18 protein-coding genes are annotated in these 23,427 nt (G+C 63.8%); 5 read left to right on the top strand and 13 right to left on the bottom strand.

Annotated features, from left to right (window positions below; all coding sequences use genetic code 11):
- Positions 1 to 82: 82 nt before the first annotated feature.
- The 5 genes from NJ69_RS06965 to NJ69_RS06945 form a co-directional block, all read right to left on the bottom strand.
- On the bottom strand, positions 83 to 6,709 hold the full coding sequence (locus NJ69_RS06965) for a DUF3320 domain-containing protein (protein ID WP_039577471.1): 6,627 nt from the start codon (positions 6,707 to 6,709) through the stop codon (positions 83 to 85).
- A gap of 412 nt (positions 6,710 to 7,121) precedes the next feature.
- Positions 7,122 to 8,204 (bottom strand): DUF1615 domain-containing protein, encoded by a 1,083-nt coding sequence (locus tag NJ69_RS06960; RefSeq protein WP_304485145.1) that lies wholly within the window; start codon positions 8,202 to 8,204, stop codon positions 7,122 to 7,124.
- Positions 8,201 to 8,752, bottom strand: a complete 552-nt coding sequence (locus tag NJ69_RS06955; protein WP_039577469.1) for a hydrolase — start codon at positions 8,750 to 8,752, stop codon at positions 8,201 to 8,203. Before NJ69_RS06955 ends, NJ69_RS06960 begins: the two co-directional genes overlap by 4 nt.
- A gap of 60 nt (positions 8,753 to 8,812) precedes the next feature.
- The gene (locus NJ69_RS06950) at positions 8,813 to 9,532 is read right to left on the bottom strand and encodes a thioesterase II family protein (RefSeq protein ID WP_039577466.1); all 720 of its coding nucleotides are present in this window, start codon (positions 9,530 to 9,532) and stop codon (positions 8,813 to 8,815) included.
- Between the two features lie 3 nt (positions 9,533 to 9,535).
- Positions 9,536 to 9,757, bottom strand: coding sequence for an MbtH family protein (locus NJ69_RS06945; RefSeq protein ID WP_029614377.1), 222 nt, complete (start codon positions 9,755 to 9,757; stop codon positions 9,536 to 9,538).
- A 201-nt stretch (positions 9,758 to 9,958) separates the two neighbouring features.
- Between NJ69_RS06945 and NJ69_RS06940 the strand changes: the two genes are divergently transcribed.
- Both NJ69_RS06940 and NJ69_RS06935 read left to right on the top strand, forming a co-directional pair.
- Positions 9,959 to 10,813: an EcsC family protein gene (locus NJ69_RS06940; protein WP_052192026.1), complete on the top strand. Its 855-nt coding sequence runs from the start codon at positions 9,959 to 9,961 to the stop codon at positions 10,811 to 10,813.
- A 47-nt stretch (positions 10,814 to 10,860) separates the two neighbouring features.
- The gene (locus tag NJ69_RS06935; RefSeq protein WP_039577462.1) at positions 10,861 to 12,126 is read left to right on the top strand and encodes a D-amino acid dehydrogenase; all 1,266 of its coding nucleotides are present in this window, start codon (positions 10,861 to 10,863) and stop codon (positions 12,124 to 12,126) included.
- Positions 12,127 to 12,129: 3 nt separating this feature from the next.
- Here NJ69_RS06935 and NJ69_RS06930 read toward each other — a convergent pair whose 3' ends face one another.
- Genes NJ69_RS06930 through NJ69_RS06910 form a run of 5 tightly spaced genes read right to left on the bottom strand, consistent with a single transcriptional unit; the run spans position 12,130 to position 16,565 of the window.
- Positions 12,130 to 12,885 carry an ABC transporter permease gene (locus tag NJ69_RS06930; RefSeq protein ID WP_039577459.1) on the bottom strand — a complete coding sequence of 252 codons (756 nt, stop codon included), beginning with the start codon at positions 12,883 to 12,885 and terminating at the stop codon, positions 12,130 to 12,132.
- On the bottom strand, positions 12,885 to 14,090 hold the full coding sequence (locus NJ69_RS06925) for an ABC transporter substrate-binding protein (protein ID WP_039577456.1): 1,206 nt from the start codon (positions 14,088 to 14,090) through the stop codon (positions 12,885 to 12,887). The genes NJ69_RS06930 and NJ69_RS06925 overlap by 1 nt, the downstream gene beginning before the upstream one ends.
- The gene (locus tag NJ69_RS06920) at positions 14,077 to 14,898 is read right to left on the bottom strand and encodes an ABC transporter ATP-binding protein (protein ID WP_029614372.1); all 822 of its coding nucleotides are present in this window, start codon (positions 14,896 to 14,898) and stop codon (positions 14,077 to 14,079) included. Before NJ69_RS06920 ends, NJ69_RS06925 begins: the two co-directional genes overlap by 14 nt.
- On the bottom strand, positions 14,895 to 15,959 hold the full coding sequence (locus NJ69_RS06915; RefSeq protein ID WP_039577454.1) for an acyl-CoA dehydrogenase family protein: 1,065 nt from the start codon (positions 15,957 to 15,959) through the stop codon (positions 14,895 to 14,897). Before NJ69_RS06915 ends, NJ69_RS06920 begins: the two co-directional genes overlap by 4 nt.
- 45 nt (positions 15,960 to 16,004) lie before the next feature.
- Positions 16,005 to 16,565 carry a carboxymuconolactone decarboxylase family protein gene (locus NJ69_RS06910; protein ID WP_029614370.1) on the bottom strand — a complete coding sequence of 187 codons (561 nt, stop codon included), beginning with the start codon at positions 16,563 to 16,565 and terminating at the stop codon, positions 16,005 to 16,007.
- A gap of 101 nt (positions 16,566 to 16,666) precedes the next feature.
- On the opposite strand from NJ69_RS06910, the gene NJ69_RS06905 reads away from it, so the two are divergent.
- The 3 genes from NJ69_RS06905 to NJ69_RS06895 all read left to right on the top strand — a co-directional run bounded on the left by NJ69_RS06905 (position 16,667) and on the right by NJ69_RS06895 (position 21,593).
- On the top strand, positions 16,667 to 17,581 hold the full coding sequence (locus NJ69_RS06905) for an AraC family transcriptional regulator (RefSeq protein WP_039577450.1): 915 nt from the start codon (positions 16,667 to 16,669) through the stop codon (positions 17,579 to 17,581).
- Positions 17,582 to 17,799: 218 nt separating this feature from the next.
- Complete coding sequence (locus NJ69_RS06900; RefSeq protein WP_039577447.1) at positions 17,800 to 20,217, top strand: glucose/quinate/shikimate family membrane-bound PQQ-dependent dehydrogenase; 2,418 nt, start codon at positions 17,800 to 17,802, stop codon at positions 20,215 to 20,217.
- A gap of 107 nt (positions 20,218 to 20,324) precedes the next feature.
- Positions 20,325 to 21,593, top strand: a complete 1,269-nt coding sequence (locus NJ69_RS06895; protein WP_039577444.1) for a carbohydrate porin — start codon at positions 20,325 to 20,327, stop codon at positions 21,591 to 21,593.
- Positions 21,594 to 21,596: 3 nt separating this feature from the next.
- Here the strand turns inward: NJ69_RS06895 and NJ69_RS06890 are convergent, their stop codons facing one another.
- From NJ69_RS06890 to NJ69_RS06880, 3 genes are read right to left on the bottom strand one after another with little or no spacing between them, the layout of a single operon-like run.
- Positions 21,597 to 22,013: a hypothetical protein gene (locus tag NJ69_RS06890; protein WP_039583146.1), complete on the bottom strand. Its 417-nt coding sequence runs from the start codon at positions 22,011 to 22,013 to the stop codon at positions 21,597 to 21,599.
- Positions 22,014 to 22,064: 51 nt separating this feature from the next.
- Positions 22,065 to 22,817, bottom strand: a complete 753-nt coding sequence (locus NJ69_RS06885; protein WP_039577441.1) for an anti-sigma factor family protein — start codon at positions 22,815 to 22,817, stop codon at positions 22,065 to 22,067.
- Positions 22,814 to 23,335 carry a sigma-70 family RNA polymerase sigma factor gene (locus NJ69_RS06880; protein WP_039577439.1) on the bottom strand — a complete coding sequence of 174 codons (522 nt, stop codon included), beginning with the start codon at positions 23,333 to 23,335 and terminating at the stop codon, positions 22,814 to 22,816. Before NJ69_RS06880 ends, NJ69_RS06885 begins: the two co-directional genes overlap by 4 nt.
- Positions 23,336 to 23,427 lie beyond the last annotated feature (92 nt).

Below are 23,427 nucleotides of genomic sequence, written 5' to 3'. Positions count from 1 at the left end.
AAACTTTATTGAGGCCCGTCATAGGCCCAGCGTAAAGCTCACCCACGAAAAAAGGGCGCACATTGATGCGCCCTCTCGGTTTCTATTCGACGATTCGCCCTAACGCTTTCTCAATGCGTTGACGACCAGCATGGGCAAGCTTGTTGACCCCCGCCTCCTTCGCAACCGCATAGATCAGCCCCTCACCAACATGACCTCGTTCAAGCATCTCGTTACCTAACGCAGCAAGCTCAGGCAAGCATATTTCAGTTACTGTGCGAGTAGCGTCATCATCAGAAGGTCTGCGGAAGATAACCTCCGCATCAGAGGCAAGATGGGCAGGCCAGTAGAACGTTCCTATCTGTTCCTCTTCATGAGAACGGAATCGTGCACGCGCTATTTGATCCACCCGATCGCGAATGCGTGAGCCGGTTCTGATCCAGCCATGGGCACGCGCGATACGCCGTGCAAGCGCTGTGTCGAGCACGGGCCCTTCTTCTGCCACCACGTAGGCAATCATGAGCTCCAACGTATCCGTGTAACTTGCGTCGAAGAATCGGTCTGCATCAACCACTTCCACAGCCTTGGCAGGGTCTGCTTCCTTGTAGACCAAGTGCTCCACGAGCACGTAAGGAGTCACGGCCTCTTCTACTGTTTGAGCCGTGGCTGCTCTAGCGTACTTCAACTCAGGCAATGCGCCAGACGGATCGTTGGCTTCTACAACAGATGGAGACGCTATAGCAGAAAACTGTTCAACCACCTCAATGACTTCAGCCATCACAGCATCGGCTTTCAGGCGCTCCGCCTCATGCGCAGCATCGATAACGGCTTGCTTGGCTCTCGACTCAGCGAGCAGCTCTATCAGCTGCTGATGAACCCTTTCCGCAGTCCCTACGGCATCAACCCACCAGTCAGTCGACCAGATCCTGACGATCTCCCAGCCGAGTCCACGCAGGACAAACTCACGCAGCTTGTCGCGGTCACGCGCAGTTGCACTGCGGTGATAGGTAGCCCCGTCGCACTCCACGCCGGCCAGGAACCGACCAGATGCATCGGGATGAACAACACCCAAATCAACTCGGAACGACGAGACACCAATCTGGGTATGGATCTGCCAACCCTTCTTGGCCAAGGCAGCTGCGACCGCCTCTTCGAACGGGCTGTCGAATCCGCCCACGCTGCCGAAGTTAGCTTCCGCCAAGGCCCGCGGTCCACGCTCAGCAAACTCAAGGAAGTGCTTCAGATCACGTACCCCAACGGCTTGCGTGCGGGCAAGGTCAATGTACTCTGGCCGCAGGGTCGAGAACAGCACCAGTTCCTGGCGAGCTCGCGTAATCGCAACGTTGAGTCGACGCTCGCCACCAGGACGGTTCATTGGGCCGAAGTTCATCGACATCACGCCCGCGGCGTCCTTCCCGTAAGTGGTCGAGAAATAGATGATGTCGCGCTCATCGCCCTGAACACTTTCTAAGTTCTTCACGAATACCGGCTCAAGCTCGGACTCAGCGAAATAGGAGTCGAGCGACGGATCTTTGCGGCACGCCTCATCCAGCATATCCATGATCAGTTTCTGCTGTTCACCATTAAAGGTGACGACACCCACGGTGCGACGACTTTCACGGAAAGCCGGCGACTGAAGGCGAGCGACGAGGTCAGCGACCAGGGCTCTAGCCTCAATCAGGTTGGTACGTGAACCGCCCTTGTCATAAACACCTGCCACTGGACACAACCTTACGGCCTTGTCAGACGTGAACGGTGATGGGAAGGTCACCAGCTTTGAACCGTAATAACGCTGGTTCGAGAAGGCGATCAGGCTCTCATGACGGCTTCGGTAGTGCCAGTTCAGATTGCGCATCGGCAGGTTCGCGCTGATGCATTCGTCGAGGATGCTCTCGAGATCGGCTTCGACATCTTCATCATCAGCCGTGGACTCGGCACGGTCAAAGAACGAGGTCGGCGGGAGCTGTTTTGGGTCGCCCACCATCACAACCTGCTTTCCTCTTGCCATTGCACCGATCGCATCCCACACCGGAATCTGAGAGGCCTCATCGAAGATGACCAGATCGAACGGAGTCGAAGCGGGAGGTAAGTACTGGGCGATCGACAGCGGACTCATCAGCAAGCAGGGCGTCAGCTTGGTGAGGGCTTCTGGTGCTCGCGTCATCAGCTCGCGCAAGGGGATATGCTTGGTCTTCTTGCTCATTTCATGGCGCAGGAGCCCCCACTCAGAAGAGCGGCTCACGCTTTCCTGACTTGGTAGGTCTGCACATAGACGAGCGCGAAGCCAATCCTTTGTCAGGTCGGTGAACTTGTCATCCAGGGCGCGGAAATCACGAATACGCTGTTCGTGCTCTGCGCTGACAAACTTCCGAATGATCTCCTCGTTGTCTACAGTGGTATTCAGCCACCAGCGAGCGTAATTCACCTCGAAGACGCGGCGGACTTTTCCGGAGGTAATCGCTCCGCTTTCAATAGCCTGAACAATTGGGGCGAGGCCAACGGCGAAGGCCTCATCGCGCACCTTCCTCCAGGCACACCATGCTTTGAGTCGCGCTTCGGAGGACACTACGATCTCGCAATTTTTCTTGAGGTCATTCAACGAAAGGTGTGCGGTCTCATCAGCACCGGCCTCGGTGAAGTGACCGGTCGAAGTCAGATGCGATGAACGCTCCTGCAGCACCTCAAGTTTTTCACGTAGAGCTACACCAGCAAGTGCAATCGCGCCTTCCGGCTCCAGCAGCGCGTTGCCATCGCCCAAGAGCGTTTGAAGGGGGGCCTTGTAAGCTGCAATCTGCTCCGGGTTCAACGCAAGCTTCGCAATAGCAGTTGCTATCTGGCCTTGGAATACTACTGCCTGACGAGCAACATCCAGCTTGGTCTTCAAATCACTCCAGACAGGTACCAACTCTCGCAGGTCAGCCAAGTCGGACAGATCACGCTCGACCGCTGCCCGCTGCCTCAACAGGTCGAAGTCACCTTTCAGCCACTGTCCACAGCGTCCCTCTTGCACTTCGGGGTGATCATCAACCAGGCGACCGCGCTCGTCGATATCCCGACGCTCAACCTGAAAGCGCAGTGCTGCAGTAAGGAGATCAATGTTTGTGTCTTTACCGCACCAGAGCTGCTGAGTGCTCGAGCCAAGGTCGGACAAGTCGGCCATGTCGCGATCAAGGCGAGTCAACTCGCGAAGCCGCTGGAGCTCTTCCCTCAATGCATTTCCCAGCTGGCCTTGCTCGACCAACTGGAATCCATCATCGATCCAGTCCGAGTCTGCTTGCTGAAGGCGAATGGCCTCTTGAAGCTTGATCGACGCCGAAAGCTGTGCAGCTACAGACTTTGAACCTTGCCAAACGGCAACGCACTCATGCCCAGGTTCAAGTTCATCAATAGCGCGGCGCACGGCGCGGATTTCTGCCCAGATGGCTAAGTCTCTGCCGTGATCAGCCTCGCCAGCAGCGGTTTGAGTCGGGGCTAGCAAACCCGCGATACGCCGCTTTCCGAACCAGGATTTTGGCCAGAACGACTCCTCAGCCTCCTTCCACTCTCGCAACAACAGATCAATGTCGAGCGATTCGATCATTTCGTCATAGGTCGCACTGAGTTGCTGCTTCAGCTCTGCTATTTGACCAAGCTGTGCCACCGCCTGAGCAAGCACACCGGTGATGTTCTCCGGCCAAGCGGGGCTAAGCTCAACGGAAGTGATGCGACGTTGCTGTAGTAGCTCGATACCTTGCTTCGCATCGGCTATTACGCGAGAAGTCCAGAGCGGCGAAAGCTTAGCGTTGAGTTCTCGGTGTTGTTCAACCCACGCACAGCCATCACTCAACCGTTGAGAAATGGAGCGGGCATCAGGCCGCAGCGCGAAGCGCCAATCTTGTCCCGCAGCAGCGGGCAGCGCCTGGGAAAGGACTGACAGACCCTCCAATGCACTCGGGGCGTACTCCGTAACTGGCAGGCCAGCCAATTCAACGAACCGATCAGCCGCCCGCTGAACATTCAGCACGGCAGGCAACACATCACGAGCCGCCTGCACGAACTGCTGCTGCCAATGAGGTGACCACTCTGCTTGCCCAACCGCAGACAACGCATTGCCCGCAAGCTGGCTATAGCCCACAGCTTGAGCGTTTACTTCGAGGCGATCGCCCAGCTCACGAAGCTCAGACATGGCTTTCTGATCATGCGTGTCAGGTGAAGCCCAACCAACAGGCGCAACAGCTTCATCGCCACCCGAAGTGACCGTGCCGATCGCATCGTAGATGGTGTAACCGTTGCGATGACGCCGGTGTAGTCGCTCGACGTAAACGTTCAGGCTGTCGCGCAGCGTTGCGAGACGCTGAGCCTCAACCTCCCATGCATCTGAATCGACCTGCCCTTTCGCTTCCCAAGCGGACTGCAGCTGGGCCAGCACATCAGTTTTACGAGCCTTGCTCGAGTGGAGCTCCAGGCAGAACTCACCCAGACCAATCTCACGGAGACGCCGATACACCACATCCAGCGCGGCAATCTTTTCCGAAACAAACAGCACGCGACGGCCCTGGGCAATCGACTGAGCGATCATGTTGGAGATGGTCTGACTCTTGCCGGTACCTGGTGGGCCGATGAGTACAAAGTCTTTGCCTTTGGCCGCAGCCATCACTGCAGCCAGTTGGGATGAGTCAGACGGCAGCGGACAAAAAACATCGGTCGGCCCGTAATCACGATCCAGCGATTGCGCATCTGGGAACGGTGTATCCGAAACGAACGAATCACGAGGGGTATCAAGGAGGTGCTGAACCACTGGGCTCTGTCGTAGGTGCTCAGCGTTCTCGGCCAGATCCTTCCACATGAGATATTTGGCAAACGAGAACATCGACAGCACAACGTCTTCGCTCACCTCCCAACCTGGGATGTCTTTAATGGCATGGCCGACCTTGTTCCAAATGCCGGCTATATCCAGACCAGAATCGTCTCGAGGAAGCTCATGCTCCAACGAGCCCAAGCCCAGCTCGAAATCCTGCCGAAGCATTTCGATCAGGGTTGGGTTGAAGCGTGGCTCGTCATCGTGGAGCACCATGGTGAAACCTGAGCGAGCGCTCTTGCGCTCAAGCGTGACCGGAACCAGCACAAGGGGAGCTCTATACTTTTGCCCTGCCCTGTCCTCACGTGTCCAACTCAAGAAGCCAATGGCCAAGAACAGCGTGTTGGAACCACCCTCCTGGAGGGCTGTGCGAGCACCTCGATAGAGTTCAATGAGTCGAACGTCCATCTCATGCGACGTCAGCGCGACGAACACCTCTCTTCGCTTAAGTGCGTCCTCGGCATGGCGTCGACGAACATCCTCTTGCTCACGCTGTTCATACAAGGCGCGCTCGCGGGGATCGGCACCGTCCATAAGATCAGGTCGTGTCAGCAGCCTCAGCGACTGCCCGCTTGCCAAAATATCCTCGAGCGCACCCGGGTCGGGTGACTCAAGCTTCAGCGCTCGCTTGCCCATTTTGAAGTTCAATAGGTTATTTCGAAGCGAGAGATCCAAGAGCTTACGCTGCCACCGGCCAAGCCGATCCGCGGGGTCAATCTTCCAAAGGTCTTCGACTACCACCGCGTGGATTTCATCTGGGATGCCCGCCCCATCCTCAACCAGGAGGGCTGGGGAATCGTCCGACACCTCATCGGCAATCCGAGCGATCTGAGCTTCTGCACTTGCGAGCGGCTTGATCCGCTGCAATCGAGCTCGCCGGATGTCGAGCAGCATTTCAAATTCGCTATCCGCGTCTTCGGTGATCTGCTTTTCACCTCTCTCGACTGCATAGGAGAAGGCAGGGACAAGGGTCTGGGTACTGAGCGTCGTTTCAAACAGAACCAACTCCCGCAGCTTCACACGCTTGCGCACCGCCGTTACATCATCGACAAGGACGGTAGTGAATTCCTCAGGCTTCATCCAAAGCCCCGCGAAGGCGTGACCGCGAGTGAACACGATGACCGGGTTGAGCCCGATTTGCTCCAAGGCAGCGCAGAACAGTAAGGTAAGATCCATGCAGGTGGCCAAGCCAGTATCGGCAATCTGGCTTGGGCTTCGGACCTTTTGACCTAACTGTTCAAAACTTGCCGGCGGCAATGCATAGTCGAGCTTCATTCGTGCAACTGCACTCCAGACCGCAGACGCCAGCTGCCAAGCTCGCTTCGCGCCACCCTCATATCCATCTAACGATGAGGGCAGTTCACTTTGCCGAAGCAGCTCAGCCGTCTGTTTCAAAAGGCGTTCAACTGCCGGATCATTCGGCTGGACGAAGGCAGCTGTCATGTCAGGAATATGCCGCAAACCACCCCACTGATTTCGGGGCAGAAGGTCTACGACTTGCTCAAGACGGGCGAACTCCTTTCTGCCGCTCTCGGCTTCTTTGGCATCAGCCTCAAGGACAAATGTAAACGTAGACAGTTCTGCCTCGGTCAGACGGCTAAGCAGCGGGCCGTCCAGAACTAGATCGAGCCCAGGAATGGTCCGGAAGCTATCTGCCGCAATCTCGTCTATCCGCCAGATCTTGGCCTTGAACACCTCAGGCTCTGAGATCAGCGTCAGAGTCGCATTATCGAAGCGGTCTTCAGTTTCGTTCGCGATACGGAGCTCGCGAATAACAGGAACGGCGTTCTGGAAGTCTGCAAGGTTCAGCTTCGCGACCAAGGTGGCCTGGATCTTGACTTCTTTAGGCGGAATTTCTTCTTGAGCAGCGAGGGGCTGAACGATGTCGTCCATGCGCAACTTTCCTTGTCGTGATACCCAAGGGAGCGCCGGAATTACCGACTAAGAGGAACTCCTCTTGAGCTGATAGCGAGATGATAGCGTTTCCTATGTCAGTCGTGATCAGCCTTTGGTCGTGCTCATCGCAATACTCTCTAGCCAACCGCCGTAGTGGTCGAATTCAAGTAACCTTGCGTCGCAATCGGTCGCGAGGAGGCCGCGAACCAAGCGATGCGAAGCGCGTCTGACCCACAGCAGCACCATGAGTTAGGACCGCTACGCGCCTGATCACGACACAAGGCCGCCCACCAGTGCTGGGGCACGCCCCAAATCAACGCTCCCCCACCAAAGCTCGAACTGCGCTCACAAATCAAGGCAACCCGCAATAAACGAAGTGTACGCCCCGAGCCAAGTCCGCCCCTGCCCCTCAGCGCTGCAAACAGCGCTGGTAGCGCCCATCCACCCGTTCGGCGAACCATGCGGTGGTCAGCGTGCGGGTGATTTTCGGGCTCTGCAGCACGATCCCAGGCAACACCGCGCGCGGCAGCGGCTTACCGGCCTGGGCATCGGCCAGGGCGAACACGCCGCGGTACAGCGCGCTGTCTTCCAGCGCCAGGCTGTTTTCCAGCGCCAACTGGCTGCGGATCTGCGGGTTGCGCAGCCCCAGCTTCGTGCCGAGGCGGCGTGCGGCGCGCTCCGTGGTGCCCGGCAGCAACGCGCCCGGGGCGATCAAGTCGCCGTCCAGCGCCAGCGCAGTGCCCGTCACCCGGCTCAGCGCCGCCTGAAACGCCGCGTTGCGGCTGGCGTACCAGCCGGCGTTGTAGTCGGCGAAGCGATACAGCGGCCGCTCGTAATGGGCCGGGTAGCCCAGCAGGTGGGCGATGCCGAAGTACAGGCCGCCACGGCGGGTGAACACCTCCTGACGCAGGCTGCCCTCGTGCGCATAGGGATAGTCCTGGGCATGACGTTGGGCGAAATCGACGCTGACCTGCATCGGCCCGCCGGTGCGCACCGGGTTGAAACCGCCGAGCAGCGACTCGCCCAACGGCAGGCCGGCGAGGAAGTCGTCGAACAGGGCGCTGAGCTGCCCTTCGCTGCGCACTGCCTGCAAGCGTTGCTGGTACGTCTGGCCATTGGCGGAACGGGTATTGAGCGCACCGTCGACCAGCAGACCGGGAATGTGCAAGCGTGCGGCGCGGCGGTCGATTTCCTCACGGGCAATGCGCCCCAGGTTCGGCACCTGCGGATCGGCGCTGAATGTCGACTCCTGCTCGGTCACCGCCAGCACCGCGCACAGGTTGCTGCGGCTGGGCTCCAGGCGCTGGGCGGCGAAAGCCACCTGAATATCCTCGGCCCAGCCCTGGCGATCCTTGAGCGTGGTGGGCAACAAACGCAGAAGCTCGGCCCGCACCTGGGCCGGGTCGGCGCTCGGCGCCTGCTCCCGACGCCCGGCGCAGCCCTGGAGCACGGCCAGCAGCAGTACCGCGCTGGCCAACCACACGCGGTTCAGGAGCGCTCTCCCACCAGGTAGGTTTTGCTGATATGGCGGAACAGCGGATGGCTGGCACTGCCCAGCAGCTCGAACAGCACCATCTCGCCGGTGACGATCTGCGCCCCAGCATCGCGCATGCGCGCCAGACCCGCCGCCTTGCTCGCCGGCGTGCGGCTGTCGCAGACATCCTCGACCACGAACACCTGCTTGCCCAGCGCCAGCAGGCCCAAGACGGTCTGCAGAACGCAGACATGGGTTTCCATGCCACAGACGATCACCTGCTCGCGCGCCAGCAGGCTGGGCGGCAGGCAGTCGGCAGCCACGCACGAGAAATGCAGCTTCTGCACCACCTCGGCCTGGGGGGTGGCGGCCTTGAGCTCACTCAGGGTCGGGCCAAGGCCCTTGGGGTACTGCTCGGAGATGACCGTCGGCACATCGAGCTCGGCGCTGGCAGCCAGCAGCCAGCGGGCGCGCTCGCGCATGCCCTGCGGGTCGCTCATGGCGCCGATCAGGCGTTCCTGGATATCGACCACGAGCAGCGTGGCCTGGCGGGGATCGATGAGCATGGGGACGGCCCTTGTCCTGAAGAAAGCGCCCAGCCTCCCGCAGGACAAGGGCCGGGTCAATCACGCTGTCAGGCGATGGGGCTCCAAGGCTGCGGTCAGCGTGGCCAGCACGCGGTCCTCATGCTCATGGATGAAGAAGTGCCCACCGGGGAATCGCTCCAGCGAGAACTCGCCCAGGCTTTCCCGGCTCCAGGCCAGCAGTTGCTCCTCGGTGGCGCGATCGTCCGTGCCGCCGAGCACGTGCAGCGGGCAACGCAGCGGCGCGCGCTGGCGGTAGGCGTAGCGTCCGCACAGCAGGAAATCGGCCCTGAGCACCGGCAAGGTCAGGCTCATCAGCTCCTGGTTGGCCAGCACGTCTTCGGGCGTGCCTTGCAGCTCACGCAGTTCGTCAATCAGCTCGGCGTCGCTTCTGGGCTCGCGCCAGTTGGCACCGTCATAGCCTTCGCGGCGCGTGGGCGCGGCCGTGCCGCAGGCGAACAGCGCCACCGGTGGCGGACAGCCCAGGGCTTGCAGCTCATGGGCCAGCTCGAAGGCCAGCAGCGCACCGAGGCTATGGCCGAGCAACGCGTAGGGCGTGCTGGCGGCCAGGCGCTGCTCGTTGGCCAGTTGCCGGGCCAGGCCCTGCATGTCGGTGTGCAAAGGCTCGGCCAGTCGCGCACCGCGCCCTGGCAGCTCGACCGGACGCACCTGCAGCCAGGCCGGCAGCTTGCGCCGCCAGCGGCTGTAGACCATGGCGCTGGCACCGGAGTACGGCAGGCACAGCAGGTTGAGTGCGCTCACCGCTTATTGCGCCGCCGCTTCGGCCATCTTCTGGCGCAGGCTCAGCGGACGCATGTCGGTCCACACCTCGTCGATGTAGGCCAGGCACTCTTTTTTCAGCCCGCTCTTGCCCACGGCGTGCCAGCCGGCGGGAATCGCCTTGTAGTCCGGCCAGATCGAGTACTGCTCCTCGTGGTTCATCACAACCTGGAACACGATGTCGTCGCGGTCGAATACGGAAGTCATTGGCAATCTCCTTGGGATGATGGTGGCCCGGTCCTTCTGGACCCAGGGCAGCTTTGAGGGTAACGAAAGCCGCGCGCAGAAAATTATGCCGTGTTGACCGCCACGGTCTGCGGCAAAAATAATCCATCTGTCCGCTGCGGGTGAAATAAGCGCCACGCGAAGGTCAGAAGATTATCCCGCCGACCTAATGCCCGACACGCCCTGGAGACTCTGGTGCCTATCCAAGACCACCCCGAAGACTACAACGACCTCAAGCGCGCCGTCGCCCTGCTCGAGTCGCCTTCGCTCACCGCCAAGCTCTCGGCCTTGATCGGCTCGCCCATCGAAGGCGCGGTCAAGGCCCTGCCCGGCCCGGTGGCCAAGCGCATCAACGGCGCGGTCAAGGCCGCGCTGCACACGTCGGCCGAGGCGGCGCTGTGGAGCCTGGACAACCGTCCGCACACGGCCGCCTCGACGCGCCTGCATAAATTCTACGCCGCCACCTGCGGCGCGCTCGGCGGCGCTTTCGGTGCCCCGGCGCTGTTCGTCGAACTGCCGGTGTCCACCACCTTGATGATGCGCGCCGTCGCGGACGTGGCGCGCAGCGAAGGCTTCGACCTGAGCGAGCTGAGCACCAAGCAGGCGTGCATCGAAGTGTTCGCCTTGGGCGGTCCCAGCGACAGCGACGACGCCGCCGAAACCGGCTACTACCTGACCCGCAGTTTCACCAGCCGCACCTTGCAGCATGTGTCCCGAGAGTTGGCTGAAATCGCCGCCCGCCAGGGCGCCTCAGCGGTCAAGAACCTCAATCCGGCGCAGGCCGGCAAGTGGCTGGCGCTGCTGATCGAGAAAGTCGCCACGCGCTTCGGGGTGACCATTTCCAGCAAGTTCGCCGCCCAGGCCGTGCCGGTCATCGGCGCGGTGACCGGGGCAACGATCAATACCCTGTTCACCCGTTTCTACCAGGACATGGCGCGCGGCCATTTCATCGTCAAGCGGCTGGAGGCGCGGTACGGGTTCGATGAGGTCAGGGCGGCGTATACCGCGTTGAGTCAGAGCCGACCACGCACCCATTGAGATTCCCGGCCATACTTGGGAGCGGATCACGGATCAGGGGGCATGGCATGCACGTCGTGGTAGTGGGCGCAGGCGTCATTGGCCTGTCGAGCGCGCTGTACCTGGCGCGGGCCGGGCTCGAGGTCACGCTGGTCGAGCGTAACCAGGACGTGGCGCTGGAAACCAGCTTCGCCAATGGCGGGCAGTTGAGCTACAACAACGTCGCGCCCCTGGCCGACCCATCGGTGCTGGGCCACCTGCCCCGCTGGCTGTTGTCGCGCGAAGCCCCCCTGCACCTGCGCCCGCGCCTGGACCCTCGGCAGTGGCGTTGGTGCCTGGCGTTCCTGCGAGCGTGCCGGGCATCGCGGGTCGAGCAGACCTTCGGCGAAATGCTCAGCCTGTCGTTGCGCAGCCAGACGCTGATGACCGAGCTGCTGCAGCACACCCCCATCGACTTCGACCTGCGCCACAGCGGCAAGCTGATCATCCATCGCAGCGCCGCCTCATTGAGCGCTGCCGCGAGACTGCTCGAACGTCAGCAGGCAGCCGGCGCCCGTCACCAGGTGCTCAGCGCGAGTGAGTGCACCGTACTGGAGCCGGCATTGGCCGCGGTGGCTGAACGTCTGGCGGGCGGGATCTTCACGCCAGGGGATGCGGTCGGCAACTGCCGTCTGTTCTGCGAGGGTGTGAAACGGCAATTACAGGGGATGCGCAACGTGCGTTTGCACTTGGGTGAAGCGGTCAGCGGCTTCGAGCGGCGCGGTTCGCGGCTTGCCGCATTGAGGTTGGGCGAGGATCGCCTGCCGGCCGATGGTTTCGTGATCGCCTGCGGTATCGCCAGCGTCCCGTTGGTCAAGCCGTTGGGCATCGACCTGCCGCTCTACCCCCTGCGCGGTTACACCCTGAGCGTGCAGCCGAACGAGAACCTCAGCCTGCCGAAAATCAGCATCACCGATGCCAGCCGCAAGATCCTCTACGCGCCGCTTGGGGAGTCGTTGCGCATCGCTGCGATGGTGGATCTGGGCGCACGCACAGCGCACGCCCCCGAGCGCCGCATCGCCCTGCTCAAGCGGCAGGTCGGCGAAGTGTTTCCCGCCCTGGACTTGCGCCAGATCCAAGCCTGGGCGGGCCTGCGCCCGGCCACTGCGCTGGGCAAGCCGATCATCGACCGGGCGCCGGGCCTGGACAACCTGTGGCTCAATGTCGGTCACGGCCCACTGGGTTTCACCCTGGCCTGCGCCAGCGGCGAGGGCCTCGCTCGACTGATCGTCCAGACGCAGCCGCCAGTGGACCTGGCGCCCTTCAGCCTGGCAGCCCATGGCGCGGGCAACTGACGCTCAGGCATGCACCCAGCGCCGATGCAGCCCACGCGCCAGGGCGTCGAGCAAAAAGCCCAGCGCACCGATCAACAGCACCATCGCCATCAGTTCCGAATAGGCCAGGCGGTCGCGGGTGTCGAGGATGAAATAGCCCAGCCCGGCGCTGACGCCAAGCATCTCGCACGGCACCAGCACGATCCACAGGATGCCGATGGCCAAGCGCACGCCCGTCAGCACATGGCCGATCACGCCGGGGACGATCACCTTGCACAGGGTTTCCCAGCGCGTGGCGCTGAGGCTGCGCGACAGTTGCAGCCAACGCGGGTCGAGCTGACGCACCCCCGCCGCCGTGTTGAGCAGGATCGGCCACAGCGCAGCGAAGGCCAGCAGGAAGTAGATCGGTTGATCGCCCACGCCCATCAGCATCACCACCACCGGCATCCACGACAGCGGCGAGATCATGCGCAGGAACTGGAACGCCGGCGTGGTCGCCGCCTCCAGGTGCCGGTAGCTGCCCACCAGCAGCCCCAGCGGCACGCCGATCAGCAACGCCAGCAGCAGGCCGATGAGGATGCGCTTGAGGCTCACCCAGATGTGCCCGTAGACCTCCCCGTGCGTCAGCAACTCGGCAAGGCTGGCCAAGGTGGCCTGGGGTGAGAAACGCGCCGACAAACCATCGGCCTCGCCGAACACCCGCACCCCGGCCCACCACAACAGCAACAACGCCACCAGTCCGGCCAGGCCCAGGGCAGCATGGATCACAGGCTTGCGCATCAGTCCGCGAACTCCTCGCTGCGCTCGAAGCTGTCGGCGATGCCGAACACCGAGGGCCCGCCCACTGCGGCGATGGCGTTGCGCACGAAACGGTCGTCGACCAGGTCACGGGCCGTCTGCGCAGGATCGAGCCCTGCGAGGAAATCGCTCTGGCCCTCGATCAGGGTGTTTTTCAGGCGCTTGACCAGTTCCTCGGTGTAGCTGGGGAACGGGTACGGCTGGAAGTCGATGCGCCGTTCATCCCACTGCGCATGGCGAATGGCGCCGCTGGCCAGGTAGGCGGCGCGGTCCTCTGCCGAGGGTGCCAGGACCTTGGTCAGCACGGCCGGTTCGTGCGGGGTGTACTTGTTCGGGCCGGCCTTGGACAGCAGCGCAGCCGCCTCGGCGCGGTGCTCGCGGGTCCACTGCTGGGCCTTGACGATGGCGTTGACCACTTTCTGCGACCACTCGGGACGGTTGTTCAGGTCGTGCTCGTGCATGAACACCACGCAGCAGGCATGGTTGCGCCAGACATCGCCGGTGAAGCGCTGCACGCGCCCGACCTTGAGGTTCTCGGCCAGGGCGTTGAACGGTTCGGCAACGATGTAGCCGGCGATGCGCTTGCTCGCCAGGGCCGGTGGCATGTCCGACGGCGGCAGCACCAGCAGGTTCACTTCGTTGGCCGCCAACGCCGCAGTGGCCGGCTTGGAGACCGCGGTAAGGCCGCTGTCGGCGAGCATTTGCTGCAGCACGACATTGTGGATCGAGTACCAGAACGGAATCGCCACGGTCTTGCCGCCCAGTTGCTTCATGTCGGTGATGTCCGGTGCCACGGTCAGGCCCGAGCCGCCGACATGGTTCCAGGCCACCACCTTGGCCGGCACCTTGCTGCCGTAGCGCGCCCACACGGTCATCGGCGACAGCAGGTGAATCACGTTGACCTGCCCGGAGATGAACGCCTCGATCACCTGCGCCCAACTGCGCAGCAACACCGGACGCTCGGCCTTGATGCCTTCGGCCTCGAACAGGCCGTTGTTGTGTGCCACCAATAGCGGCGTGGCGTCGGTGATCGGCAAATAGCCGATGCGCACCGGCGCATCCGGCTCGGCGGCGGCGCGCGCCTGCAGGCTCGCCAGCATCGGCAGTGCGCCGGCGGCAGTGAGCATGGCGCTGAGCTTGATGAAATCGCGACGCGAAGAGGAAGAGCAGCAATCATCCATGCACATGAACGGACTCCGACGACAGGGGTGAGGAAGGATGTGAGGTGGGGCGGCTCGCCTGCCGTAGGGTTTTCAGTATGTCGATGCGCAGCGCGCCCAGTTCCTCGACCCGCTGTGCACGCGGCTGCGGCAGGTCGATGTGCCATTGGCCCAAGGTGCGCGCCGGGTGATTGCCCAGTAGCAGCACGCGGTCCGACAGCAGCAGCGCTTCGTCGATGTCGTGGGTGATCAGCACCGCCGCGGTATTGTGCGTGGCGATCAATTGCAGCAGCAGTTGCTGCATGTCGGCGCGGGTGACTTCGTCGAGCGCCCCGAAGGGTTCGTCGAGCAGCAGCACTTCGGGCTGACGCGCCAGGCAGCGGGCCAACGCAGTGCGCTGGGCCATGCCGCCGGAGAGTTGCGCCGGGTACTGGTTGCGCGCATGGCTCAGGCCCACCGCCTCGATGGCATGGTCGATCCGCGCCCGGCGCTGATCAGCGGCCAGCTTCGGTTGGCGGGCGAAATCCAGGCCAAAGGCGACGTTCTTCTCCAAGCTCAGCCAGGGCAGCAGGCTCGGGTCCTGAAAGGCCACGGCCAGGCGCGGGTGCGGTCCTTGCAGCGGCTGGCCATGCAGCGACACGCTGCCGCCGCCAGGCTGCTGCAGCCCCGCCAGCACCCGCAACAGACTGGATTTGCCAACGCCGCTTGGCCCCAGGATAGTCACCACCTCGCCAGGCGCCAGGCGCAGGTCGAAATGTTCCAGCACCGCCTGCCAGCCGCCGTCGCGCGGGTAGCCCAGGCTGATGGCGCGGGCTTCGAGCAGCACGTCGGTCATACACTGGCCGCCTGGCGCTGCAGCTCGGCGCGCAGTTGCACCAGGCTCGGGGTGACGATCGGCACGAACGCCGACTCGCGCCAGCGGCGGGCGAAGCCTTCGCCATAGGCAGTCAGGTAAGCCTTGCCGCCGCTGGCCTGCAGCTCCATCTGCACAGCATCGGCGGCGCTTTCGGCCAAGGTGATGCGCAGTTTGAACAGCGCCGCGGGCTGGGCCAGGAAACGCCCATCGAGCAGGCCTTGCTTGAGCTCGCCGACGGTGTTTTCCAGGCGCTCGCGCAGCACCTGCTCGGCCTCGGCGAGGAACGAGCCACGCCCCTGCAGGTGCTCGCGCACCTCATCCAGAGCACGTCGCGCCAGGCCGATGGACATGCCGCATTGCAGCGCCAGGAACGCCGGGCGCACGCGCGGCAGGAACTCGCGGGCGTTGTCGTGCAGCAGCCAACTGCGGTCCAGTTGCACTTGATGGAACGCCAGCGCAGCCGTGCTGCTCGATTGCAGGCCCATCAGTTGCAGGTCGTCGGAGCGCTCCAGGCCCAGGCTGGCGGAGGGAATGGCCATGACGAAGGGTGCCTGGCCCTGCTCGGCCTCGATCGCGGCGGCCACCACGAAACCGCTCTGGCGCAGGTTGGTGACCCAGTGCAGGCGGCCCTCGAGCGTCCAGCCATCGGCCTGGGCACGCGCCTGCACTTGCAGGGCCTCGATGCCCGAGAGGAACTTCATGGCGTTGGACAAGCCGGTGGCACCGGCCAATTCACCGCTCAGCAGGTCGGCCAGCAGACGCTCGCGCAGCGCCTCGTTGGGGCTGTGCAACAGGTATTCGATGAAGGCGCGCTGCCCCCAGCAGACGAACGCCGAGGCCAGCGAACGGCTGGCGATGGCGGCGATGGCCTCCACCGCATCAGTGACATCGCCACCGCTGCCGCCCAGCGCCGGCGCGATGCCGACACGCAGCACCTGCGATTCGGCGATGTGCGCCAGGACCCGGTGCGGGTCGCACTGGCCTTGGTCGATTGCCTCGGCATTGGCATCCAGCCAGTGACGAAATGCAGTATCAAGCATGTCCCTACTCCTTTGATCACGCCGGGTGCCGGCAACGGGCGCGGATTACGCCTCGGGCTGCCAGCGGTATTGGCTCAGTTGGTCGTTGAGCGGCGTTTGGGCGAACACATTAGCAAAGTTGCACAGCGTCGCCAGGCTCACGCCCAAGATGACTTCCAGCGCGTTGCCCTCGGTGAAGCCGGCGTCGCGCAGGGCCTGGTAGGTGGCGTCGCTGACGTTGCCACGGGTGGCGATCACTTCACGGGTGAATGCGGCCAGGGTTTCGTAGCGCGCATCGGGCAGTTCGCCACGGGCGCGCAAGGCATCGACCACGGCGGGCGGCAGCTTGGCCTTGTTCAGGGCCACGGCGGTATGGCCGGCCACGCAGAAATCGCAGCCGTGATTGGTCGCGGCGATCAACTGCACCACTTCACGCTCGGCCAGGGTCAGCTCGGACTTGCCATTGAGTGCCGACACGGTCACATAGGTTTCCAGCGCCGCCGGGGCGTTGGCCAGGATGCCCAGCAGGTTGGGGATGAAGCCGGAATTCTTCTGCGCGCTCTCGAGGAACGGGCGCGCCGCTTCCGGGGCGCTCTGCAGAGTGTGTAGAGTAATGCGCGAGGACATGGAGGGGTCTCCTTTGACAGTGTCCCTACAGTCTGTTGGTTATAAGAAGCCGCATCCATATTCATCAGTCGCCTTTCCTTGCTCCTGAGTCTTTGCATTAGATGATTTCGTCTTGCCATCTCGTCGATTGGTTATTAGAGGGTCTGGAGTTCGATGCCAGCCTGTTCCACGTAGGCCGTTACTGCGGCGGCTGGCACGCCAGCACGCAGGGGATGGGCCGCGCCAGCTTCCACCTGGTGGTCCAGGGGCATTGCTGGCTGCACCTGGACGGCCAGCCCGAGCCGCTGCGCCTGGACAGCGGCGATGCGGTGTTCCTGCTGCGCGACTTGCCCTACCGGCTGTCCAGCGACGCCGATGCGCACGACGCCTGCGCCCAGCCGCGACGCAGCATGCAGCCCCTGGACCTGGAGGCCGGCGACGGTGTGGGTCTGGTGTGCGGCTTCTTCCAGTTCCAGTCCGGGCTGTCGTCGCTGATCGTCGAGGGGCTGGCCGACTGGATCGTGCTGCGCGCCGAAGACCCTGCCGGAAGCGCTGCGCGGGCGCTGTTCGAGTTGATCCTGCAAGAGTGCCGACGGCTGCCCGCGCCGTCGCAGACCTTGCTCGAACGCCTCACTCACCTGTTGTTCCTCTACGTGCTGCGCCAGCATGGCCAAGGTGCAGACTCGCTGGGCGGCCTGATCGCCCTCGCCCGCCAGCCGGCCTTCGCCGGACTGCTCGAACGCCTGATCGATGCGCCGGGCCAGCCCTGGACCCTGGAAAGCATGGCGGCCTGCGCCGGTCTGTCGCGCTCGGCCTTTTTCAAGCGTTTCAACGAACTGGCCGGACAGTCGCCAGGCCAAGTGCTGCTGGCGCTGCGCATGCGCCATGCCTGCCAGTTGCTGCGCGCGGGCAATACCGTGGAACAGGTCGGCGCGCAGGCCGGTTATCAGTCGGTGGCGGCCTTTACCCGAGCCTTCGCCAAGGCGGTCGGGGTGCAACCGGGTGCCTATCGAAAGCAGCATGAACTCAAAGGTTGAATAGCCGCAGAGAGGGATCTGCGCCTCGACTTTGGTCGAATCCTGCTGCTGAGGCGTTTACCCGTGTTTCACCTCTTTTAGCGACTCGATGTCGACACACTCTCTCAAATGACGCCTGCTAGCCCTGCGACAATCCGTCACAAAACAAAATGTACCAACTTGTTAATTAGCTTGCTAAGGGCTTAGACTTCGCACATTCCACCTGCGAGATCCCTGGCATGAACAACTCACCCCGCGCCTCCGGCGCCTCAACCTTCATCCTTCTAGGACTGGGCGTGATCATCGCCCTGCTCGGCCTGTTGCTGGCCGCCGGCGGCATCAAGCTGGCCGGCCTGGGCGGTTCCTGGTACTTCCTGATCGGCGGCGCGGCCATGACCCTGTCCGGGCTGCTGATCGCCCGCCGCAAGACCGCGGGCGCCTGGCTGTACGCGGCGTTCCTGATCGGCACCCTGATCTGGGCGCTGGCTGACGTCGGCCTGGTGTTCTGGCCGCTGTTCTCGCGTCTGTTCATGTTCGCCGTGATCGGCGTCGTGGTGGCGCTGATCTACCCGCTGCTGGTGAGCGCCGCTGGCGCCCGCGCCGGCCGTGGCGCGTTCGGCGTGGCGGCGGTGCTGGCGGTGGCGGTGGTCATCGCTGCCGGCAACATGTTCGTCGCTCACCCCAGTGTCGCCCCCACCGGTAACGGTCCGGGCCTGACCGCCGTCAAGCCAGGCACCGAGCAGAAAGACTGGGCGCACTATGGCAACACCGAAGGCGGCAGCCGCTTCGCAGCGCTGGACCAGATCAACCGCAGCAACGTCGACCAGCTCAAGGTCGCCTGGACCTATCACACCGGTGACGTGGCCGTGAGCGACGGCAACGGCGCCGAAGACCAGCTCACCCCGCTGCAGGTCGGTGACAAGGTGTTCATCTGCACCCCGCACAACAACCTGATCGCCCTGGATGCCGACACCGGCAAACAGCTGTGGAAGAACGAAATCAACGCCCAGTCCAAAGTCTGGCAGCGTTGCCGTGGCATGGCCTACTTCGACGCCACCGTGCCGACCGCCCAGCCGAGCCAGCCCAACAGCACGCCGGTCACTGTCGCCAGCGTACCGGCGGGCGCCAACTGCCAGCGCCGCCTGCTGACCAACACCATCGACGGCCGCCTGATCGCGGTGGATGCCGACACCGGCGCCTTCTGCCAGGGCTTCGGCAACAACGGCCAAGTGGACCTCAAGGCCGGCCTGGGCGACGTGCCGGACTCCTACTATCAGCTCTCTTCGGCGCCCCTGATGGCCGGCACCACCGTGGTGGTCGGCGGCCGAGTGGCCGACAACGTCCAGACCGACATGCCCGGCGGCGTGATCCGTGGCTTCGACGTGATCAGCGGGCAGATGCGCTGGGCCTTCGACCCGGGCAATCCACAAGACCGCCAGGCCCCGGCCGACGGCAGCACCTACGTGCGCAGCACACCCAACAGCTGGGCGCCGATGTCCTACGACCCGGCGATGAACACCGTGTTCCTGCCGATGGGTTCCTCGTCCACCGACATCTACGGCGTCGAACGCAGCAAGCTCGACCACACCTACGGCGCCTCGGTGCTGGCCCTGGACGCCACCACGGGCAACGAGAAGTGGGTGTACCAGACCGTGCACAACGACCTCTGGGACTTCGACCTGCCGATGCAGCCCAGCCTGATAGACTTCACCAAGCCCGACGGCAGCACCGTACCCGCCGTGGTGATCGGCACCAAGGCCGGGCAGATCTACGTGCTCGACCGCGCCACCGGCAAACCGCTGACCCAGGTCGACGAAGTACCGGTCAAGCCGAGCAACATCCCCAACGAGCCGTACTCGCCGACCCAGCCCAAATCGGTCGGCATGCCGCAGATCGGCGCGCAGACCCTCACCGAGTCGGACATGTGGGGGGCCACCCCGTATGACCAACTGCTGTGCCGCATCGACTTCAAGAAGATGCGCTACGACGGCCTGTACACCGCGCCAGGCACCGACCTGTCGCTGAGCTTCCCCGGCTCGCTGGGCGGCATGAACTGGGGCAGCCTGTCCACCGACCCGGTGCACGGTTTCATTTTCGTCAACGACATGCGCCTGGGCCTGTGGATTCAGATGATCCCGTCGCAGAACAAAGGCCAGGCCACCTCCGGCGGCGAAGCACTGAACACCGGCATGGGCGCGGTGCCGCTCAAGGGCACGCCGTATGCGGTGAACAAGAACCGCTTCCTGTCGGTGGCCGGCATTCCGTGCCAGGCTCCGCCCTACGGCACCCTCACCGCCATCGACATGAAGACCCAGAAGATCGCCTGGCAGGTGCCGGTGGGCACCGTCGAGGACACCGGTCCCCTGGGTATCCGCATGCACCTGCCGATCAAGATCGGCCTGCCGACCCTGGGCGGCACCCTGTCCACCCAGGGCGGGCTGGTGTTCATCGCCGGCACCCAGGACTTCTACCTGCGCGCCTACGACAGCAGCAACGGCGCGGAAATCTGGAAGGCGCGTCTGCCGGTCGGCAGCCAGGGCGGGCCGATGACCTACGTGTCGCCCAAGACCGGCAAGCAGTACGTGGTGATCACCGCCGGTGGGGCGCGGCAGTCCACTGACCGTGGCGACTATGTGATTTCCTACGCCTTGCCTTGAGACCGCGTCGCCTGTTTCGCGGGTCAACCCGCACCTGCAGTCGCGCAACTGCTGTAGGTGTGGGTTTATCCGCAGACAGGCCCTGAAAGACTACCCGAGACCCCGCAATGCCATCCGCAACCCGCATGACCCCTACCCTGCTACTGGCCCTGGCCAGCACTGCCGTCCTGGCCGACGGCGACCTGATGCAGCGCACCACCCTGAGCGGCGACTGGGGCGGCCTGCGCTCCCAGCTCGAAGCCGACGGCATCCGCTTCACGGGCGACTACAGCGGCGAAACCGCCTACAACGCCCATGGCGGCCTGCGCCGCTCGGCGCGTTACTCGCAAAACGTCAAGCTCGGCGTGCAGTTCGACCTGTCGAAGCTGTACGGCCTGGACAATGGCGGCAAGGTCCAACTGACGATCAATGACCGTCGCGGCAACAGCGCCTCCGCGGACCTGGTGGGCAACCGCCTGCCGATCCAGGAAAACTACGGTGGCCTGTACACCCGCCTGACCGAACTGAGCTACGAACGCAGCCTGTTCACCCCGGCACTGAACGTGAAACTCGGCTACATGGCCATGGGCAACGACCTGGGCGGCCTGGACAGCGGCATCCTGTGCAACTTCATGAACGCCGGTTTCTGCGGTCACCCGCTGAACATGTCCGGCGGCAGCGGCTGGACCAACTACCCCAACGCGCACTTGGGGGCACGCCTGAAGTACGACTTCTCGCCGTCCTGGCAACTGCGCGTGGCCGCGTTCAACGTCGACCCGCAGAGCAATGGCAATTCCAGCCGCGCCTGGCACCTGGGGCCCAAGCACACCACCGGTACCGTGCTACCGGTGGAACTGGTGTACAAGCTCCAGGGCGAACTGCCGGGCGAATACAAACTGGGCTACTACTACGACAGCTCGAATGTGCGGCGCATCGGCAGCGACCGCGAAGTGGCCGGGCGCGGTGGCCATTACCTGTTGATCGACCAGGCTCTGTGGAACGATTCAACCTCGGCCGGGCGCAGCCTGCATGCCTTCGGGCAGTATTCGGCGTCGAGCAAGGCGGCCTCGCCCTTCACCCGCTGGTACGGCGCGGGCGTGGTGCTGTACAAGCCCTTCGAGGGTCGCCCACGCGACACCTTGGCGCTGGGCTACGGCCGCGCCGTGCCCAACCCGCGCAGCCGTGAGGTGCTGGAAGCCTCGGCGTTCGAGGCCGGTCGCGACTTCCCGGACCTGGACAGCGCCGAGCAGTTGATCGAGTTGAGCTATGGCTACCAGGCCACGCCCTGGCTGAACCTGCGCCCCGATGTGCAATACATCATCGAGCCGGGCGCCTTCTCCGGCAAAGCAATCGATAACGCGCTGATCGTCGGCTTGCAGGTCAAGGCGAGCTTCTGAGGCTCAGACCGGACTGTCCCCGCCACCGCCGAGCAAGTCATGGGCATCGAGCAGGCGGTAAGCCACCTGCGGGTTGCGCTCCAGGCCCCGGCGAATAGCGGCGGGAATCGCCTGCCGGGTCTTGCGACACAGGCCCGGCTGGTCCTGCAGCTCGATGACGAAGCCGCGCATGGTGCGCACTTCGTTGTAGCCTGGCGCCACCTGCACACGAATGCCCAACTGCTCGTACAGCTTGGTCTGCAAGCGCTGCAGGTCTTCGAGACTCTTGAGATTCTCCAGGCGTTCGAGCAGGCGCTTTTCCTCCTGCCGCGTCAGCAAGAGGATGCGCTGGGCCTTGGGCGATTGCCCGTGCAGTTGCTCGCGGCCGCAATCGCAGGCGCCGGGAGGACAGGGCTGACGCAGGGGTGGTGTGCTGGACATGCCGGCAAGCATAGCGCTTTCAGCGCTGGCGTCACCCACCCCTACGCGCATTCAAAGGCTCAGGCCGAGCGCCTGACGCACAGGCTCGCCGCGACTGTCGTCGGCGGCGCTGACCAAGGCAAAGTTGTAGGCGCCATGGGACCAGTACCGCGCTTCGAGCTGGCCATCCACGCGCTGCCCACTGGGCATCTGCCCGTAGTGCGCGCCCGGCGAGCGCAGGAACAGGCTGATGCGCTGCCCACCGGCATCCTGGAACACCAGCAATGCCGCCGGACCGTCCTCGTTGGCCAGCAGCCGTGCCCCCACTGGCTGCAAGCCGTAGCTGCTCAGGTCCGGCAGTTGACCGACGCGGGCGAAATGGCGACCCAGCCAGGCTTGCAACTGCGCCGGGTCCTTGGCGGCGATATCCAACTGCGCGGTCTGGGCGAACAATTTGTGCGCCTGGACCGCATCAGCCATCGGCAGCAGGCCGGCGAACAAGGTCGACTCACGGGCTTGCCATCCGCCGAACCCACCCAGCCCCAACGCCAGCACCAGCACCGCCGCCGAGGCCAGACGCTGACGGCGGCGCCGAGCCAGGCGTTGGCGCAAGGGCGCCAGCTCCAGGTGCGGGTTGGGCGGCAGGTCGCTGAAGCCTGCCAAGGCCGCACGCAAGCGCCGGGCGTCCTGGCGCCAGGCTTCGATGCGTGCCGCCTGGTCCGGGTGGGCCGTCAGCCACGCCTCGACCTCGACCCGCCGTGCAGGTGTCAGACGATCATCGACATAGGCGTGCAACTCGTGCTCGGTGGGAATCAGGTCGGTCATTTGAGTCTCCGCAAGGCCGGGGATGCAGGCGTGCCCTCGGTCAGTTCGCGCAACGCGGCGCGGGCGCGCGACAGGCGCGACATCACCGTGCCGATGGGGATGGCCAGGGCCTGGGCGACTTCCTTGTAACTCAGGCCCTCCACGCTGACCAGCAGCAACAGCGCGCGCTGCTCGCTGGGCAGCCGCGCGAAGGCCTGCAGGTCGGCCTGGGCCAGTACGATGCTTTCGGTGTCGTAGCCCAGCGGCTCGTCAGCCTGGGCGCCACGGCCGAACCAACCCAGCCAGCGCGCGTGCAGACGTTCGCGACGTTTGCCGTCGAGAAACAGCCGATAGAGGATGGTGAACAGCCAGGCCCGGCGGTTTTCATCCGCGCGCCGCTGCCCGCTGCGGGCCAGGGCGCGCTCGACGGTGGCCTGGACCAGATCGTCGGCCGCCGCGCTGTCGCGGGTCAACCACAGGGCGAAGCGCCGCAAACGCTGCAGCAGATCGCGCCATTGTCGTTCGTCCAAGTCGTGCATAACGGATTCCGGGCCCGCGGGCTGTCAGTGTAAGGATCAGACGGGCCTGGAACGCATCTATTCCCGTCGCGGGAATAAATTTTCGCGCCCTG

It is taken from the genome of Pseudomonas parafulva, from assembly GCF_000800255.1.
In the GTDB taxonomy this organism is placed as follows: Bacteria; Pseudomonadota; Gammaproteobacteria; order Pseudomonadales; family Pseudomonadaceae; genus Aquipseudomonas; species Aquipseudomonas boreofloridensis.
The sequence above is the reverse complement of the archived record's forward strand: the minus strand, read 5'-3'. Positions and strand labels throughout refer to the sequence as shown.